The organism is Herbiconiux aconitum (assembly GCF_024979235.1).
Classification (GTDB): Bacteria; Actinomycetota; Actinomycetes; order Actinomycetales; family Microbacteriaceae; genus Herbiconiux; species Herbiconiux aconitum.
Genome location: NZ_JANLCM010000001.1, coordinates 2,242,313 through 2,257,307, shown reverse-complemented (window position 1 = coordinate 2,257,307; position 14,995 = coordinate 2,242,313). Strand labels below are relative to the sequence as shown.

Here is a 14,995-nt window from a genome sequence, read left to right as displayed (position 1 = left end):
AGGTCAGACCTCGAGGAGTTCGGCTTCCTTGCGCTTCAAGGCGTCATCGATGGCGTCGACCGCCTTCTTGGTGATCGACTCGAGCTCCTTCTCACCGCGCGACACCTCGTCGTCGCCGACCTCGCTCTTCTGCGCGTCGAGATCGTCTTTCGCCTTGCGCCGGATGTTGCGGATCGCCACCTTGCCGTCTTCGGCCTTGGTGCGCACGATCTTCACGTATTCCTTGCGCCGCTCCTCGGTGAGGTCGGGCAGGGTGATGCGGATGATGTTGCCGTCGTTGGTGGGGTTGGCGCCCAGGTTGGGCACGTCGCGGATGGACTGCTCGATGTCGCGGAGCGCCCCCTTGTCGTACGGCGTGACGATGAGGGTGCGCGCCTCGGGGTTCTGCAGAGACGCCAACTGGGCGAGCGGCGTCGGTGTGCCGTAGTAGGGCACCATGATCTTCTGGAACAGAGCCGGATTCGCGCGCCCGGTGCGGACGTTCGAGAAGTCGTCCTTGGTCACCTCGACGGCTTTGTTCATGCGTTCGGTCGCATCGGCCAGTACATCCGCAATCACGGGAACTCCTTCGTGGATCAGTCGTCACAAGTGTAGTCAGTGGTGCCGTGGGTGACCCGGAACTCGGTGCCGGGAACTCAGGGCCGGGTTCAGTGGCTGGTGGCCACCAGCGTGCCGATGCGTTCGCCCCGGATCGCCTTCGCGACGTTGCCCGCCGGCTCCATGCCGAAGACGTGCATCGGCATCCCGTTGTCCATGCAGAGGCTGAAGGCCGTGGAGTCGACGACCTTCAGGCCCTTCACCAAGGCCTCGTTGTAGGTGAGGAACTCGAGCTTCACCGCAGCCGGATCGACGCGCGGATCGGCCGAGTAGACGCCGTCGACACCGTTCTTGGCCACGAGCACCTCATCGGCATGGATCTCGAGTGCCCGCTGTGCCGACACTGTGTCGGTCGAGAAGTACGGCAGCCCGGCGCCGGCGCCGAAGATGACCACGCGGCCCTTCTCGAGGTGACGGATGGCGCGACGCGGGATGTACGGCTCGGCGACCTGGGTCATCGAGATCGCCGACTGCACGCGGGTCTCGGCGCCGGCCTGCTCGAGGAAGTCCTGCAAGGCGAGAGCGTTCATCACCGTGCCGAGCATGCCCATGTAGTCGGCCCGCCCGCGGTCCATGCCGCGCTGGGAGAGCTCGGCGCCACGGAAGAAGTTGCCTCCGCCGACGACGATCGCGACCTCCACATCCTTGGCCGCTTCGGCGATCTCCCGGGCCAGGCCGCTGACGACGTCGGGATTGACCCCGAGGGCCCCGCCCCCGAACGCCTCACCGGAAAGTTTGAGTAGTACCCTGCGTTTGGTTTCCGGCTCTGACATCCGTCATGCATCCCTTCGTCGTGCCCGTGTTCAGGCTACCGTTACCTGTCGAGTGCCCGGGGTCCGGGCAGAGAAAAGGCCCGAGTCGATGACCGACCCGGGCCTTTCCTGAGTTCTCACACTCGGTTACGCACCGACCTTGAAGCGGGCGAAACCGGTGACCGTGATGCCGGCATCCGCCAGCACCTTGGAGACGGAGAGCTTGTTGTCCTTCGCGTAGTCCTGCTCGAGCAGGGCGACCTGCTTGAAGTAGGCCTGCACGCGACCCTCGACGATCTTGGGCAGAGCCGCTTCGGGCTTGCCCTCGTTCTTCGAGATCTCGGTCACGATGGCGCGCTCCTTCTCGACGGCGTCGGCGGGGACGTCGTCGCGGGAGAGGTACTGCGGATCGGCGAACGAGATGTGCTGCGCGATGGAGCGAGCGGTCTCGGCATCCGAACCCGTGTAGGCCACGACCACGCCGACCTGCGGAGGCAGGTCTTTGCTGGTCTTGTGAAGGTAGACCTCGAACGCGTCGCCGGTGAGGCGCACGATGCGACGGAGCTCGATCTTCTCGCCCAGGATGGCGGCCTCATCGTTGATGAGGTCGGCCACGGTCTTGTCGCCGGCGGGGGCGGCGAGCGCCTCCTCGACGGTCGTGGCATCCGCGGCGAACGTCGCGTTCAGCACGGCGTCGGCGAGAGCGATGAACTTGTCGCCCTTGGCGACGAAGTCGGTCTCGCAGGCGAGCTCGATCAGCGTCGCAGCGCCGTCGCCCTGCTTCGCGGCGACGAGGCCCTCGCTCGTGGAGCGGTCGGCACGCTTCGCGTTGCCTTTCGCACCCTTGAGGCGCAAGATCTCGACGGCCTTCTCCATGTCGCCATCGGCCTCGACGAGCGCGTTCTTGGTGTCGACCATGCCGGTGCCGAGCTGCTCGCGCAGCGCCTTCACATCGGCCAGGCTGATATTTGCCATGTTGCTACTGACTCCTTGAAAGAATTGTCTGTTGGACGGAGCGGGGCAGAGTTACTCGGCCGCCGGAGCCTTCTCGGCGTCGGCCGCGGGAGCCTTCTCGGCGTCGGTCGCCTCGGCCTCGATCTTGGCCTCGGTCTCGGCGTCGGACTCGACGTGGTGCTCGACGACCAGCTCGGGGTCGGTGATCTCGGCCAGATCGGCCTGAGCTGCGGCGTCGGCGTCGTTCTCCTCGGTGGGCGTCTCGGCCGCGACGACCTCGGCCACGGCCTCGGTGTTCACCTCGCCCGTGATCTCACCGTCGACGGCCTCGATCTTCTCGGCCTCCGACTGCGGGTTCTCGGATGCCTGGAGCAGCTCGCGCTCCCACTCGGCCAGCGGCTCGGCGGGGGCGTCGCCCTCTTCGGGCTTCTGGTGACGCTGGATGAGGCCCTCGGCGGCGGCGTCGGCCACGATGCGGGTCAGCAGGGCGACGGAGCGGATCGCGTCGTCGTTGCCCGGGATCGGGTAGGTGACCTCGTCGGGGTCGCAGTTGGTGTCGAGGATGCCGATGACCGGGATGCCCAGCTTCTTGGCCTCGTCGATCGCGAGGTGCTCCTTCTTGGTGTCCACGACCCACAGCGCCGACGGCGTCTTGGTGAGGTTGCGGATACCGCCGAGCGACTTGTGCAGCTTGTCGAGCTCGCGCTTCTTGATGAGCAGCTCCTTCTTCGTGAAACCGCTCTTCGCGGTGTCTTCGAAGTCGAGCTCCTCGAGTTCCTTCATGCGCGCAAGACGCTTGGAGACCGTCTGGAAGTTGGTGAGGAGGCCACCGAGCCAGCGCTGGTTCACGTAGGGCTGGCCGACGCGGGTCGCCTGCTCGGCGATGGACTCCTGAGCCTGCTTCTTCGTGCCGACGAAGAGGATGGTGCCACCGTGGGCGACCGTCTCCTTGACGAAGTCGTAGGCCTTGTCGATGTAGCCCAGCGACTGCTGCAGGTCGATGATGTAGATGCCGGAGCGCTCGGTGAAGATGAATCGCTTCATCTTCGGGTTCCAACGGCGGGTCTGGTGCCCGAAGTGAACGCCGCTGTCGAGCAGCTGGCGGATTGTGACGACGGCCATTGCCGTACTCCTTCTGTTCTCGGTTTGCTCCGCGACGATGGCCGCGAATCCTGGTGCCCGGCGCGCATCCCGCCCGGTCTCGAGATATCTCGAAAGCGGGACCGAATGGATGCTGCTGCCTCGCGGGCACGCGAAGTCACCCCGACAGGCGGGGTGCTCCGAGAACTATAACACTTCGGGCGACGGCTACTGCGGCTATTGCGGGGCGACCACGCGGTCGCGCCTGCGCACGACCTTCAGACTGTCCATGCTCTCGAGCGACCGGCCCTTCGTCTCGGGAACGGCGAAGAATACGAAGAAGAACGAGACCAGAGCGAAGAACGTGTAGAGCCCGTAGGTGAACGCCAGCGAGAAGCTCGACAGCGCCGGGAAGGACACGGTGATGGCGAAGTTCGTGAGCCACTGGGCCGCTGCCGCGATGCCGAGAGCACGGGCACGGATGCGGTTGGGGAAGATCTCGCCGAGCAGCACCCAGACGATCGGACCCCAGGTGGCGCCGAAGAAGATGACGAACAGGTTCGCGCCCACCAAGGCCAGGGGACCCCAAGCGCCGGGCAGCTGCGGAGCGCCGTCGACCAGGACGGACTGCGAGAAGGCGACCGCCATCAGGCCGAGCGAGAGCGCCATGCCGGCGGAACCGGTGAGCAGCAGCGGACGGCGACCGATCTTGTCGACGAAGAAGATGGCGACGAAGGTGACGGCCACGTTGACGATGCTGGTGACGACCGAGATCGTGAAGCTGGTGGATGCGTTCGTGGTGTCGAAGCCGACGGAGCTCCAGAGACTGGTGGAGTAGTAGAAGATGACGTTGATGCCCACCAGCTGCTGGAACATCGAGAGCAGGATGCCCACCCAGACCACCGGCAGCAGACCGAACATCTTGCCGCGGAGAGATCCGGTGCGGGCATTCTCCTTGTCTTGCTTGAGCGACTGCTCGATCTCGGAGAGGGCGTCGTCGACTTCAGATTTCGGCATGACGGTCTCGAGCACTTTTCGAGCGTCTTCCTGACGGTTCTTGCCGGCGAGATAGCGGGGCGATTCTGGGAGTCGCCAGGCCAGCAGGCCATACACGAGCGCGGGGATCACGCAGGCCACGAACATCCAACGCCAGGCATCGGCGCCGAACCAGAGCGGTTCATTCGCGCCACCGGCTGCACCCTGCAGCAGGGTGTCGGAGAGCAGGGCCGCGAAAATACCGAGGGTGATGGCGAGCTGCTGCAGGCTGGCGAGGCCACCGCGCACCGCCTTCGGGGCGATCTCGGCGATGTAGGCCGGGGCGATGACGGACGCGATGCCGATGCCGAGACCACCGATGACGCGCCACAGGATCAAGTCCCAGACGGCGAAGGCGAAGCCGGAGCCGATGGAGCTGACGAGGAAGAGGGCGGCCCCGATCAGCATCACCGGGATGCGGCCGATGCGGTCGGCGATGCGGCCGGCGAAGTAGGCGCCGATCACACTACCGAGGAGCGCCGATGCAACGGTGAAGCCGCTGAGCAGCGGCAGGTCTCCGAGGTTGAAGTCCTCTTCGATCGCCTTCACCGCGCCGTTGATGACGGAGGAGTCGAATCCGAAGAGGAAGCCGCCGAGCGCCGCGGCGATGGAGAGGGCAATGACTTTGCGACGAAGACGTCGTGCGCTGGCATGGTCGTCAACCGCTCCGCGGGTGGCAGGTTCACTCGAACTCATGACGAACTCCTTCGTTCCGGCCGGATCGGGGTGCGGGCTTTCTCGTCCACTCCCCCACATCTCCGATTTTGGCACGGTTCATGCACCAAAGTCGTCATCGAATATCGGCGGAGTCGGAATTCGGCGAACGTGTCGGGATGAGACGTGGTGCAGTGCGCGGGGTTCGGCGCGGAGTGGTGGTTCTGCTGGCGGTTGGGGCGGTTGTCGGAGGTGGGGGCGTTCCGGGCGTGGGCGTGGGTGAGGGTGTGGGTGTGGGTGTGGCTTCGTCGGGCGGTGCTGCTTCGGGATGGGTTCGGCCGGCGAGCTTCGTTCGAGCGATGGCCGTTCGCTCGTGGCAGTGGCCGGTCCACGAACCCGCGATGGTGACTGCGGAGTTCCTGGCTCCAGCGACGAAGTACAGTGCCGGACACCGGGGCGTCGATCTCGCGTCGTCGGCCGATTCGCCGGTACTGGCCGCCCGAGACGGCGTGGTGGCATTCGCCGGGCAGGTCGCCGGCCGACCGGTCGTCTCGATCGATCACTCGGGCGACTATCGCTCGAGCGTCGAACCCGTCGTCGCGACGGTCGCCGTGGGTGACGCAGTGCAGCGGGGGCAGGTGATCGGCACAGTGGGGTCCGGTGGGCACTGCGGCGCGGAGTGCCTGCATTTCGGCGTGCGTCTGCATGGCGAGTACGTGAACCCGCGGGGTCTTGTCGGCACGATCCCTCGCGCGATCCTGCTGCCCCGCATCTCAGGCGCGGGGGTGGGCCGCCTGGTAAGAGGCGCGGAGGCGCTCGACCGTGACGTGGGTGTAGATCTGGGTGGTGCCGAGGCTGGCGTGTCCGAGCATCTCCTGCACGGCCCGCAGGTCGGCGCCACCATCGAGCAGGTGGGTCGCTGCGGTGTGCCGCAATGCGTGCGGGCCGGCCGGCCCCCCGCCAGGAACGGCCTCCAGGAGCCCGGATACCAGTTCGTACACCGAGCGGGTGCCGAGCCGCCCTCCTCGAACACCGAGGAACAGTGCCGCGCTGGGCCGGGCGGCGGCGGTCGTCGACCGGCGCTCGAGCAGACTCCGGCGGGAGCGGCCGAGGTAGTCGACGAGCGCGAAGTGGGCGGGCACTCCGAAGGGAACGATGCGTTCCTTCGAGCCTTTGCCGACCACCCGAACCGTCCGTCGATCGAGGTCGAGGTCGTCGATGTCGATGCCGACGAGTTCGGAGACGCGCAACGCCGACGCATACAGCAGTTCGACGACGGCGACGTCTCGCACAGCGACGGGATCGGCTTCCGCGGCCCGTGAGTGGAGCACCTCGAGCACGCCCTTCATGGAGTCGCCCGACAGAACCCGAGGCAGCGTGCGGTCGGGTTTGGGTGCGCGCAGGCGGATCGCCGCATCGATCTCGATCCGCCCGGTGCGCCGCAGCCACGCCGAGAACGTCTTGGCCGTGGCAGCGCGCCGGGCGAGGGTCGACTTGGCGAGTTCGCGCTGCGCCGCGGCCCAGAGCCAGTCCCGGTAGAACGACAGGTCGAGGTCGGCGACATGGATGATGCCGCGCGCTCGGGCGAACGCTTCGAGATCGGTCAGATCGGCGCCATAGGAGCGCACGGTGTGCGCGGAGTAGCCGCGTTCCAGCCGCAGATAGCGGTCGTACTCGCCGCGTGCCTCGGAGATCTCCACCCCACAAGCATCCCCTGCGCTCGGCCGAATGTGCTCACCCGCGCACGTGTGTTCCCCGCGCGTTGAGCCCGGGCGCCGTGCGAGCGCGGAGGGCGTGCGCCGACTCCGATGGCTGAGGTCGGCGTGCGGATTGGCAGTGGCGTGCAGGTACGCAGTGTGAGGGCGCGCCCCCGCCCGGGAAGCTCGGTGGCTATGCGGGCGCGCGGCAGTTGAGGGGTTGCCGTGGCCCGACCGGCTCAGATCGTGCGGGCGCGCGCAGTGGTTGAGCCTTACGCCCGCCCGAGTGGCTCAGGTCACCGTGCGGCCGCGCACAGTGGTTGAGGCTTGCGCCCGCGCGAGTGGGTCAGGCTACCGTGCGGCCGCGCGTCGGTAGTGGGCCGTGCGCCTGCCCGAGGGTTGCGCCTGACCGAGGGTCAGGGCTTTCGCTGACGGGAGAAGGCCTCGAGGCGGTCGTCCTCGGAGAGGGCGTCGAGGCGATCGACGAAGGCGTTGTCGAAGCCCGAGACCACCGGGAAGTCGCCGATCGGAACCGTCGAATGCACGATGCGGTCGTCGTAGACGTGCACGATCGAGAACGACTGGCCGCCTCCGAGGCCGGAGAGCCGCCCCCGCGGCGCCGCCACGTCCATCGTGTAGCAGGTGGCCGCAGCGACCGACACGGGCACCCCCGCGAACAGGCTGTGCGTCGAGTAGTGCAGATGACCTCCGAGAATGGCCCGCACGTCTGTGCCCCGGATGACCTCGGCCAGCTCGTTCTGCCGCTGCAGCTCGAGAATGGGCATGAGCGGGATCGTCGTCGGGATCGGCGGGTGGTGCAACGCGATGATCGTGCCCTCGGGCGCCGTGCTGGCGAGCTCGCCCCGCAGCCACTCGAGCTGCTCGGCCGAGAGTTCGCCGTGGTGGTAGCCCGGCACGCTCGTGTCGAGCGCAATCAGGCGGAGCCCGCCGAGAAGGATGCTCGTGACCACCGGATCGGCCAGAGGCTCCTCGTCGAGCAGTTCGACGCGCATCCGGGCCCGGTTGTCGTGGTTGCCCATCACCCACAGCACTCGCGACCCGAGTCTTTCGGCTGCCGGGCCCACGATCCCGCGGATGCGGCGGTAGGCATCGTCTTCTCCGAGGTCGGCGATGTCGCCCGTGAACACCAGCGCTTCGGGCCGGATGCCCGAGCCCTCCAGCTGGCGCAGCGCTTGCGTCAGGGTGGCATCGGTGTCGACCTTGCCGTAGAGCGGCTGTTCTTCCGCCAGGAAGTGGGTGTCGCTGAGGTGGACGATCGTGTGCAGGGGCTCGCCGTACTGGGCCATGATTTCCAGTCTTGCAGATCCAGGAGCCCGGACTCGTCGGCGCTCACAGCCTTAACCAGCCGTTCTCGTTCTCGTAGGCTGCTCCGTCGAGCGCGAGCCCTCCGAGCGTCACGGCCACGGCCCGCGGAGCCATTCCGGTGCGCCGAGCCAGGTCAGAGACCCCGCGGGCGGATCGTGCGCTCAGGGCGTCCAGCACCCTGGTCGCATCCGGACCGGAAGCCGTCCGGGCACTCGCCGAATCTCCGGTGGCCGTCGCTGTCGCCCCTGCAGGGGAGGATGACCCGACCGAACGGGCGTCCGGTGACCCCAGCACCATCTCGACGACGTCGGCCGTCGACGTCACACACACCGCGTCGTATTCGCGGAGGAGACGGTGACAACCCGCCGAAGTGACGCTCGTCACCGGTCCGGGGACTGCTCCGAGCGGACGCCCCAATGCTGCGGCATGGCCCGCCGTGTTGAGCGATCCTGACCGTTGACCCGCCTCGACCACGACCGTCGCGTGACTCGCTGCGGCGATCAACCGATTGCGCTGCAGTAATCTACGATGAGCGTGTGACCCACAGCCGATTGCGCGCCGCTATCTACCTTCGCATCTCTCAGGACGCCACCGGCGAGGGCCTGGCGGTGGAGCGCCAGCGGGCCGACTGCGTACACATCGCGCAGAGCCGCGGCTGGGAGGTGGTCGGCGAGTACAGCGATACCGTGAGCGCCAGCAATCGGCGAAAGAAGCGACCCGAGTACGACCGTATGGTCGAGGACTACGAGCGCGGTCGATTCGACGCCCTGGTGTGCTGGGATCTTGACCGGCTCACGCGGCAACCGCGGCAGCTCGAGGACTGGATCGACCGCTCGGAGGAGCGTGGGCTCGTGATCCTCACAGCCAACGGCGAAGCCGACCTTGGAACTGACAACGGTCGGCTGTTCGCCCGCGTCAAAGCCTCCGTCGCCCGTTCCGAGGTTGAGCGGAAAAGCGCACGGCAACGACGAGCGAACGAGCAGCGCATCGAGACGGGGCGCCCAACGCCCGGTCGGCGCCGCTACGGCTACGAGATCGACGGCGTCACTCTTCGCGAGGCCGAGGCAATCGTGGTGCGCCGGATGTACGAGCATGTCGCCGACGGGGGTTCGCTGCGGTCGCTCGCAAGCGCGCTAACGGCCGAGGGTGTCGACCCTGCGCCCGGCGCCTCGTGGACCCCCCGGCGCGTGCGATACATCCTCGACAGCCCCGTCTACGCCGGCAACATCGTGCGACGCGGCGAAACCCTCCCGTCCGCCTTCGTCCAGCCCATCGTCGAACCAGCGTTATCAGAGGCCGTCCGAGCGCTCCTTGCCGATCCCTCGCGCCGCACAAGCCCCGGCCCGACTCCACGGCATCTACTGAGCGGGATCGCCGTGTGCGGGGACTGCGGCGGGCCGCTCACCTACCGTCGTGGCTATCTGTGCACCGCGAATCTGACTCACCCTTTCATCAAGAAGGATCTGCTCGAAGACCTCGTCCGAGAGGCCGTCGCTCGCGCATTCATCACGTCCTCGGCTGAATTGTTCCCCCGCACAGCGGGGGGCAGGGAAATCGTCGATCTCGTGGCGGCGCACGAGCGCAACGTGGAGACAGTGGAGGTGATCATCGCCGACCGCGACGAAGGACTGGTCCCGGCCCCGCTAGCCCGTCGCCGTTTGCTCGAGCTGCGCGATGAGCGCGTGACACTGGAGGAGCAGCTCGAGCGCGCCCGCACATCGAAGAGCGCTGGCGCCGTCCTCCTCGGTGCTGTGCACGACATCATCGACGACCTACCGGGGGCTGGTGCCGACTACGCCGACCTCGAGGCGGAGGTGCTAGCTCGTTTCGACCAGCTCGACTTAGACCGGCAGAGAGACCTCGTCCGTGCTCTGCTCGATGTTCAGGTCGATCATGGGCGCAACGCGCGTCGGCGGGTGCGCGTCTGGCACCGCCTCGCGACCCACCTGAACCCTGATGTGATCCTGGCCGAGGCGGACTGAGCAAACCCTGCCGACCAGGCTGACTACGCGAACGCCCACCCGCCGCCGTGCTGCGAATATCGCGCCGGCGAAACTTGGTGTCCACTCTCTGAGCAGGCCCGGGGCCGCTGGCCCTCTCCTCTGGCATGACCACGCCGGCGAGACGCCGGGAGCGGACCCCGTTCGGGTGAAGTTCTGTGTGTAAGTGACGCTTCCCACGCTGTCTCTAATGAGTGTTCTAGAGCTTCATCTCTCTAAGCACAGAAGAGATATGGATGGGAAGCGACACATACACACGAAGTTTCACCTTCACCGCTGCTCGGTCTGCGCTCCTCCTCTTCTGGCGATCCGGGAGGCCGGCGCTCGCGCGCCCCGGCGAGAACGGGATGGGCACGCCTCTGCTCACTGGATCGCCGCCCGAATGGATCGCCACCATGAACCCTGAAATCCTCACACTCCTCTGCACCTACAGGTCGGCCGACGTGCTCGACGGCTCCGTCGACGTGGTAGCACCGCAGGCACTCGGCGCAGTCGCCGCACCACTTCTCGCGGATGCTGGCTACCGTCGCCAGGACTACTGGGAGACGACCCGCACCTTCCGTGTTGGCGATGCGTGCAGCCGCGTCAGCTACTCGGACTTCTCCGCCGAGACGAAGCAAGTCGTGATCAGCATCCTTGACGAGGCAGCCCCTCGCGCCGAGGGCAACGCCCAGCGCCGCATCACCGCGACACGCACGGCACTCGTGCGGGACGAACGCGGTGCGCGGTCATGGCTGCGGCGCGCTGTGGAGGTGGCCCGCGACCAGATCCCGGACCTCTCCGCCGAGGAAGAGGCACGCATCCCGGCGCCCGTTCGCTCGACTGTTCCAGCTCGCCCTCCGCGGCGCGAGGATGTCGCTATCCAACGTGCGTTGGAGCGCGCGTCCGCCGAAGACGACGCTCGTGTCGTGCTCTCGCGCTGGCTTCCAACGCTGCCTGACGGACCGCATCCGCTGCCCGAAGTCTGGGAGGCGTTCGACGCCGCGCGTCAGCAGTCGAAAGGCGGCCTCGACGCGTATCCCGGAGCGCTCCTGATCGGTCGGAACGCGTTCTATCGGATCGCCGCCGAGCTGGCGGACGTGCGCTCTGTTGGCGCTCGGCGCCGCGTGCTCGAGATCCCGTACGAGTTGCGAGTGCGCTCGCTCCTTCGGCGTCGCCAACTCGTCGCCGCGCTCCGGCTCCAGCGCGCACGATGACGCCCGAAGAGCGACTCGTCGAGATCGCCAACGGCTACGACCCCGACGGCGAGCTCGCCGCCAGCGTGCTCCGACAACTCGCCTGGCGGCTGCGCCACTCGGGAAAGGACTGCGCCAACTGCGGACGAGCACTGGCAATGACCGAGTTCGGCCGCGACGTTCGCAAACGCGACGGTCTCGAGGACAGGTGCAAGGCCTGCGAAGCAGCGCGCCGGCGGCGCATCCGTGCCCTGTCCCGCTAGGGCGGCCCTCTCCTCTTATGACCCAGAAGAGAGCCGTGACCGCCTCGCGCGGTCGCTTATTTTTTGCCGATCTGCCGAAATTCCGGGAGTACCCACATGCCCACCTGCGAGAGATGCGGCGCCGACCTCATCGACCGGCGACCCGAAGCACGGTTCTGTAGCGACAACTGCCGGGCGAAGGCGCGTGCAGCACGCCGCGACCTTCGCCTCGCGACCGCCGAGGAGCTCTGGCACCGCCAGATCGAAGCCATCCACGCCGGCGACACCGACGCCGTCGTCGACACCATCCAAGAGGCCGAGCGCACACTGCTCGGCTGACCACGAAAGGACACCCTATGACCACGAAGTTTCAATCCCACGACGGAGTAGCGGAGTATCTCTTCAGCCACGAACGGCCGCCAGCGTGGCTCGTCGCCGCCGTGCCCGGCGCACCGGCCGCGCAGCGCTCGTGGCAGGCCGCCAACGCTGCTGGCGTCCAAGCGCGCCGCGATCGTCGCGTCTCGACCGTCGCTCTCGCTGCCTTCCGAGCGACCAACCCGCTCGCGGTGGATCTCGAGAAGGCCGAACGTGCGCACCAGGACACCATCGACCGGCTGAACGAGGCGACCCGCACGTCGCTCGCGAAGCTGCGAGCCTTCGACGCGAAGGTCACCAGCACCGACGTCGGCAACGTTCAGAAGGTCGCCTCGACGTTCGCGCTCGAGCAGCACGCCAGGGTCGAAGCCGCCTGGGCGCAGCTCGTCGAAGCTGCGGACGCTCGCGACGAGGCCTACCGCGCCGCCGGCGCCCCGGGAGTGCCCTGGACCGAGCGAGCAGCGCTCGGCGCGAAGGGCGACAACGCGGACGGCGGTAAGCGGTACGCCTTCGAGGTGCTGAACGCCTTCGTGTTCGGTTTCCCGGTCGATGCGGTGGGCGAGGTTCGAGATGGCACCGCCGTAGCGCTGCGCCCAGCCCCGCAAGAGTTCGAAAGCCTCAACGCCTCTGAGCGCAGGGTCATGGGCTTCAAATGATGTCCGCCGAAGAAATCCGAGCCATCGCCGCCGAGGTCATCCTCCGGCACCCGCAGCCCGCGCGCCTCGCTGACACCGACGAGCAGACTCAGCTCACTGCCCAGCGCCGAGCCGAGCGCGACGGCACGACCGCGGAAGCCGTCTACGCGGCGGCCGTCGCCGAGTCGCTCGACCCGTTCGACGCCGCTGCCATCGCACGAGAGGCCCGCCGCCGATGACCGACCCGCAACCACCGGCCAACGCCAAGCCGATCATCATCAACGAGACCGTCTACGTCCCCATCGGCGACAACCCCGACGGTCTCGCCGACTACTTCCCGCTCCTGGATTTCAGGGACCTCGAGCGGGACTAACCGCGGGCCCCGCAGATGCCCGGCCACTGTCGTCCGGCATCCTCGCCCCGCACGCGCGGCGGCTCGAGCCTGCGAGCCCCGCGCACCCCCGCTGTCCGGACGTGTCCCTTTCCGCGCCCGGTCAGCGGGACCACCCCACGACGCGCCACCCGCACCGGCGGCGCCACCTAGGAGACCCATGCCAGAGCCCCTGCCCGCCTTGGTCCGCACCCTCGCCGAGGAGGCGCTCCTGCTCGCACGCACGTTGCACGAAGCCTCGGAGGCGCAGTTTCAACCGGCGCTGACCCCGAAGCCACGCGAGGACACCTCCGAGCGCTCCCGTGGTGGGCATGGTGATCCCGTCGGCGACACGGTCGCAGACCCGCGCCGCCTCGCTCTGCGCGCCCAGGTGGTCGCCGGTGAGGTCCTCCTCGAATCCGCTGTCCGTGCCCTGATCGTCACGCGCCGCCGCGTTGATCGCGCCCTCGCGAGCTGGAACGGCGAGTAGCCATAGCCACAACCCACCTCCTCCCCGCCCAGCGTGCCGATACCCAGAGAGCGAACACCCATGCCTAACCCAGCACCCGCCCTGCTCGCCGAGAGCTACACCCGCCGCATGACGCGCCTCCTGCGCTTCACCGACAGCGACGCACACCTCGTGCCCTACGGACTGAGCGAGCCCCACAACGTGGCCGCGTGGATGAGCCTGCCTGTCGCCGAACGTGTCGCGCACCTGGAGCTCCGCGTCAAAGAGCAGCTCGAGGCGGCGGCCGCCCACCGCAAGCCCGCCAAGGTCACAGCCCCCGCCAGCCCCGCACCACTGCGGCGGCCAGCGGCTGCACCCGAGACTCAGTTCGTCCCCGGGCGCTATTACTCCCCCTGCTCCGGCGGGTGCGGGCGGATGCTGCCCGCCCGCTCTGGCCGCCCCACCGTCACCTACTGCGCCCCGCACTGCCCGGCAAAGGCCAAGCGCTGATGGGATGGGAGACCTCGACCCGACGCGACCGACTCCCTCCCGACTGGCAGCGTCGGCGCCTGGTCGTCCTAGGACGCGACGGCTACCGCTGCCAGGCTCGTGACTCACAGGAGAACCAGTGCACCGAGCGCGCCAACCAGGTCGACCACATCGAGCACGGCGACGACCACAGTCTCGGCAACCTCCAGTCTCTATGCCGATGGCACCACGCCCGCAAGTCCTCCGCCGAAGGCCATGCCGCACAGCGGCCCCGGCTTCGTCGCGCACGTGACCCCGAGCCTCACCCCGGAGCGATCTGAGTGATCCTCGGACCTGGGGAGGGTCTCTAAGGGGTAACGACGCATCGCCGTTTCGGCATATAGGCGCTGGCAGAGCGGGGCCTAAACCGAATCGACCTATCTCGCCGGAGGCGACTCCGCACGCAATCGAAAGGCCCTCAAATTATGACGACCCCTGAATCGCTTGACCTCGGAGACTCCGGCTCCGCGCTCTGGACCGCCCTCACCGAGCTCGTCGACTTCGACGTCCACGAGACCTCCCTACTCACCGAGGCGTGCCGCATCAAAGACCGACTCGACGCGCTGGACGTCATCATCCGCGCCGAAGGGGTCACTGTCACATCGCCCCAGGGCGTGAAGGCACACCCCGCCGTCGTCGAAGCCCGTAACCAGCAGCTCACGCTCGCGCGACTCCTCGCCTCGCTCCGCATCCCGGACGAAGACGACGTCCGCCCGCAGCGTCGCGGCGCCGCCCGGGGCAGCTACTCCCGGAAGGTCTGACCATGGCGACCCGCAGGCCCCGCACACCGGCGCCCCAGGTCGACGCCAACGGCCGGCACCCCGTCGCGGCGCTGCCGCCCCTGCCACTCGACCCGGCGCGCGTCGCCGAGGTCGGCGCGCTCCGTGCAGCTGTGGACGCCGTCGCCCTGCATCCTGTTGTGCTCGATGCCCAGGCGTACGCCCGTCAGACACGGCCGCGTGACATGGCCATCTTCAACCTCACTGGCGCGCTTGCCGCCCGCACCGCGCAGCGCGCGCACGACGATCCCGCCCCCTTCCGCGGAGCGCCCGTCTGAGCTCCTCAAGCCGCTCCGTGTCCCAGACCCTCGCAACGTTACTGAAAGGCGCTGAACAATCCGCCTGTGA

Annotated in this window: 19 protein-coding genes and 1 pseudogene; 12 read left to right on the top strand and 8 right to left on the bottom strand. The window is 67.9% G+C overall.

The window, feature by feature from the left end:
* Positions 1-3: 3 nt before the first annotated feature.
* The 5 genes from frr to N1027_RS10730 form a co-directional block, all read right to left on the bottom strand.
* Positions 4-558, bottom strand: coding sequence for a ribosome recycling factor (frr, locus tag N1027_RS10750; RefSeq protein WP_259507609.1), 555 nt, complete (start codon positions 556-558; stop codon positions 4-6).
* 89 nt (positions 559-647) lie between these two features.
* Positions 648-1,370: a UMP kinase gene (gene pyrH / locus N1027_RS10745; protein ID WP_259507608.1), complete on the bottom strand. Its 723-nt coding sequence runs from the start codon at positions 1,368-1,370 to the stop codon at positions 648-650.
* A 126-nt stretch (positions 1,371-1,496) separates the two neighbouring features.
* Positions 1,497-2,324 (bottom strand): translation elongation factor Ts, encoded by an 828-nt coding sequence (tsf, locus tag N1027_RS10740; RefSeq protein ID WP_259507606.1) that lies wholly within the window; start codon positions 2,322-2,324, stop codon positions 1,497-1,499.
* 51 nt (positions 2,325-2,375) lie between these two features.
* Positions 2,376-3,425, bottom strand: a complete 1,050-nt coding sequence (gene rpsB / locus N1027_RS10735) for a 30S ribosomal protein S2 (RefSeq protein WP_259507604.1) — start codon at positions 3,423-3,425, stop codon at positions 2,376-2,378.
* Positions 3,426-3,620: 195 nt separating this feature from the next.
* A complete protein-coding gene (locus tag N1027_RS10730) occupies positions 3,621-5,114 on the bottom strand; it encodes a sugar porter family MFS transporter (protein ID WP_259507602.1) in 1,494 nt (497 codons plus the stop codon).
* Between the two features lie 80 nt (positions 5,115-5,194).
* Here N1027_RS10730 and N1027_RS20240 point away from each other — a divergent pair.
* Positions 5,195-5,785 (top strand): annotated as a pseudogene (locus N1027_RS20240) (M23 family metallopeptidase); the annotation flags it as partial.
* Positions 5,786-5,845: 60 nt separating this feature from the next.
* On the opposite strand, the gene N1027_RS10725 reads toward N1027_RS20240, so the two are convergent.
* The 3 genes from N1027_RS10725 to N1027_RS20130 all read right to left on the bottom strand — a co-directional run bounded on the left by N1027_RS10725 (position 5,846) and on the right by N1027_RS20130 (position 8,614).
* Positions 5,846-6,772 carry a tyrosine recombinase XerC gene (locus N1027_RS10725; protein ID WP_259507601.1) on the bottom strand — a complete coding sequence of 309 codons (927 nt, stop codon included), beginning with the start codon at positions 6,770-6,772 and terminating at the stop codon, positions 5,846-5,848.
* A gap of 413 nt (positions 6,773-7,185) precedes the next feature.
* Positions 7,186-8,076, bottom strand: coding sequence for a phosphodiesterase (locus N1027_RS10720; RefSeq protein WP_259507600.1), 891 nt, complete (start codon positions 8,074-8,076; stop codon positions 7,186-7,188).
* A 43-nt stretch (positions 8,077-8,119) separates the two neighbouring features.
* Positions 8,120-8,614 (bottom strand): DNA-processing protein DprA, encoded by a 495-nt coding sequence (locus N1027_RS20130; protein ID WP_372499721.1) that lies wholly within the window; start codon positions 8,612-8,614, stop codon positions 8,120-8,122.
* A 17-nt stretch (positions 8,615-8,631) separates the two neighbouring features.
* Between N1027_RS20130 and N1027_RS10710 the strand changes: the two genes are divergently transcribed.
* The 11 genes from N1027_RS10710 (at position 8,632) to N1027_RS10660 (ending at position 14,925) form a co-directional block, all read left to right on the top strand.
* Entirely contained in the window at positions 8,632-10,077 is a 1,446-nt protein-coding gene (locus N1027_RS10710) for a recombinase family protein (RefSeq protein WP_259507599.1), read from the top strand.
* A gap of 413 nt (positions 10,078-10,490) precedes the next feature.
* A complete protein-coding gene (locus N1027_RS10705; protein ID WP_259507598.1) occupies positions 10,491-11,291 on the top strand; it encodes a hypothetical protein in 801 nt (266 codons plus the stop codon).
* A complete protein-coding gene (locus tag N1027_RS10700; RefSeq protein WP_259507596.1) occupies positions 11,288-11,533 on the top strand; it encodes a hypothetical protein in 246 nt (81 codons plus the stop codon). Before N1027_RS10705 ends, N1027_RS10700 begins: the two co-directional genes overlap by 4 nt.
* A gap of 96 nt (positions 11,534-11,629) precedes the next feature.
* Positions 11,630-11,851, top strand: coding sequence for a hypothetical protein (locus tag N1027_RS10695; protein ID WP_259507594.1), 222 nt, complete (start codon positions 11,630-11,632; stop codon positions 11,849-11,851).
* Positions 11,852-11,868: 17 nt separating this feature from the next.
* Positions 11,869-12,543 carry a hypothetical protein gene (locus tag N1027_RS10690; protein WP_259507592.1) on the top strand — a complete coding sequence of 225 codons (675 nt, stop codon included), beginning with the start codon at positions 11,869-11,871 and terminating at the stop codon, positions 12,541-12,543.
* Positions 12,543-12,761 (top strand): hypothetical protein, encoded by a 219-nt coding sequence (locus tag N1027_RS10685; protein ID WP_259507590.1) that lies wholly within the window; start codon positions 12,543-12,545, stop codon positions 12,759-12,761. The genes N1027_RS10690 and N1027_RS10685 overlap by 1 nt, the downstream gene beginning before the upstream one ends.
* The gene (locus tag N1027_RS10680; RefSeq protein ID WP_259507588.1) at positions 12,758-12,895 is read left to right on the top strand and encodes a hypothetical protein; all 138 of its coding nucleotides are present in this window, start codon (positions 12,758-12,760) and stop codon (positions 12,893-12,895) included. The genes N1027_RS10685 and N1027_RS10680 overlap by 4 nt, the downstream gene beginning before the upstream one ends.
* A 178-nt stretch (positions 12,896-13,073) precedes the next feature.
* Entirely contained in the window at positions 13,074-13,382 is a 309-nt protein-coding gene (locus N1027_RS10675; RefSeq protein WP_259507587.1) for a DUF7169 domain-containing protein, read from the top strand.
* A 60-nt stretch (positions 13,383-13,442) separates the two neighbouring features.
* A complete protein-coding gene (locus N1027_RS10670; RefSeq protein WP_259507584.1) occupies positions 13,443-13,850 on the top strand; it encodes a hypothetical protein in 408 nt (135 codons plus the stop codon).
* Positions 13,851-14,293: 443 nt separating this feature from the next.
* Positions 14,294-14,629, top strand: coding sequence for a terminase (locus N1027_RS10665; RefSeq protein WP_259507582.1), 336 nt, complete (start codon positions 14,294-14,296; stop codon positions 14,627-14,629).
* A gap of 2 nt (positions 14,630-14,631) precedes the next feature.
* A complete protein-coding gene (locus N1027_RS10660; RefSeq protein WP_259507581.1) occupies positions 14,632-14,925 on the top strand; it encodes a hypothetical protein in 294 nt (97 codons plus the stop codon).
* Positions 14,926-14,995: the final 70 nt, after the last annotated feature.

Coding starts and splice junctions, on each gene's coding strand:
- N1027_RS10720 (WP_259507600.1), bottom strand. CDS start 8,076: ATGGCCCAGTACGGCGAGCCCCTGCACACGATCGTCCACCTCAGCGAC.
- pyrH (WP_259507608.1), bottom strand. CDS start 1,370: ATGTCAGAGCCGGAAACCAAACGCAGGGTACTACTCAAACTTTCCGGT.
- N1027_RS10660 (WP_259507581.1), top strand. CDS start 14,632: ATGGCGACCCGCAGGCCCCGCACACCGGCGCCCCAGGTCGACGCCAAC.
- tsf (WP_259507606.1), bottom strand. CDS start 2,324: ATGGCAAATATCAGCCTGGCCGATGTGAAGGCGCTGCGCGAGCAGCTC.
- rpsB (WP_259507604.1), bottom strand. CDS start 3,425: ATGGCCGTCGTCACAATCCGCCAGCTGCTCGACAGCGGCGTTCACTTC.
- N1027_RS10695 (WP_259507594.1), top strand. CDS start 11,630: ATGCCCACCTGCGAGAGATGCGGCGCCGACCTCATCGACCGGCGACCC.
- N1027_RS10705 (WP_259507598.1), top strand. CDS start 10,491: ATGAACCCTGAAATCCTCACACTCCTCTGCACCTACAGGTCGGCCGAC.
- N1027_RS10665 (WP_259507582.1), top strand. CDS start 14,294: ATGACGACCCCTGAATCGCTTGACCTCGGAGACTCCGGCTCCGCGCTC.
- N1027_RS10680 (WP_259507588.1), top strand. CDS start 12,758: ATGACCGACCCGCAACCACCGGCCAACGCCAAGCCGATCATCATCAAC.
- N1027_RS10670 (WP_259507584.1), top strand. CDS start 13,443: ATGCCTAACCCAGCACCCGCCCTGCTCGCCGAGAGCTACACCCGCCGC.
- N1027_RS10700 (WP_259507596.1), top strand. CDS start 11,288: ATGACGCCCGAAGAGCGACTCGTCGAGATCGCCAACGGCTACGACCCC.
- N1027_RS10730 (WP_259507602.1), bottom strand. CDS start 5,114: ATGAGTTCGAGTGAACCTGCCACCCGCGGAGCGGTTGACGACCATGCC.
- N1027_RS10675 (WP_259507587.1), top strand. CDS start 13,074: ATGCCAGAGCCCCTGCCCGCCTTGGTCCGCACCCTCGCCGAGGAGGCG.
- N1027_RS10690 (WP_259507592.1), top strand. CDS start 11,869: ATGACCACGAAGTTTCAATCCCACGACGGAGTAGCGGAGTATCTCTTC.
- N1027_RS10685 (WP_259507590.1), top strand. CDS start 12,543: ATGTCCGCCGAAGAAATCCGAGCCATCGCCGCCGAGGTCATCCTCCGG.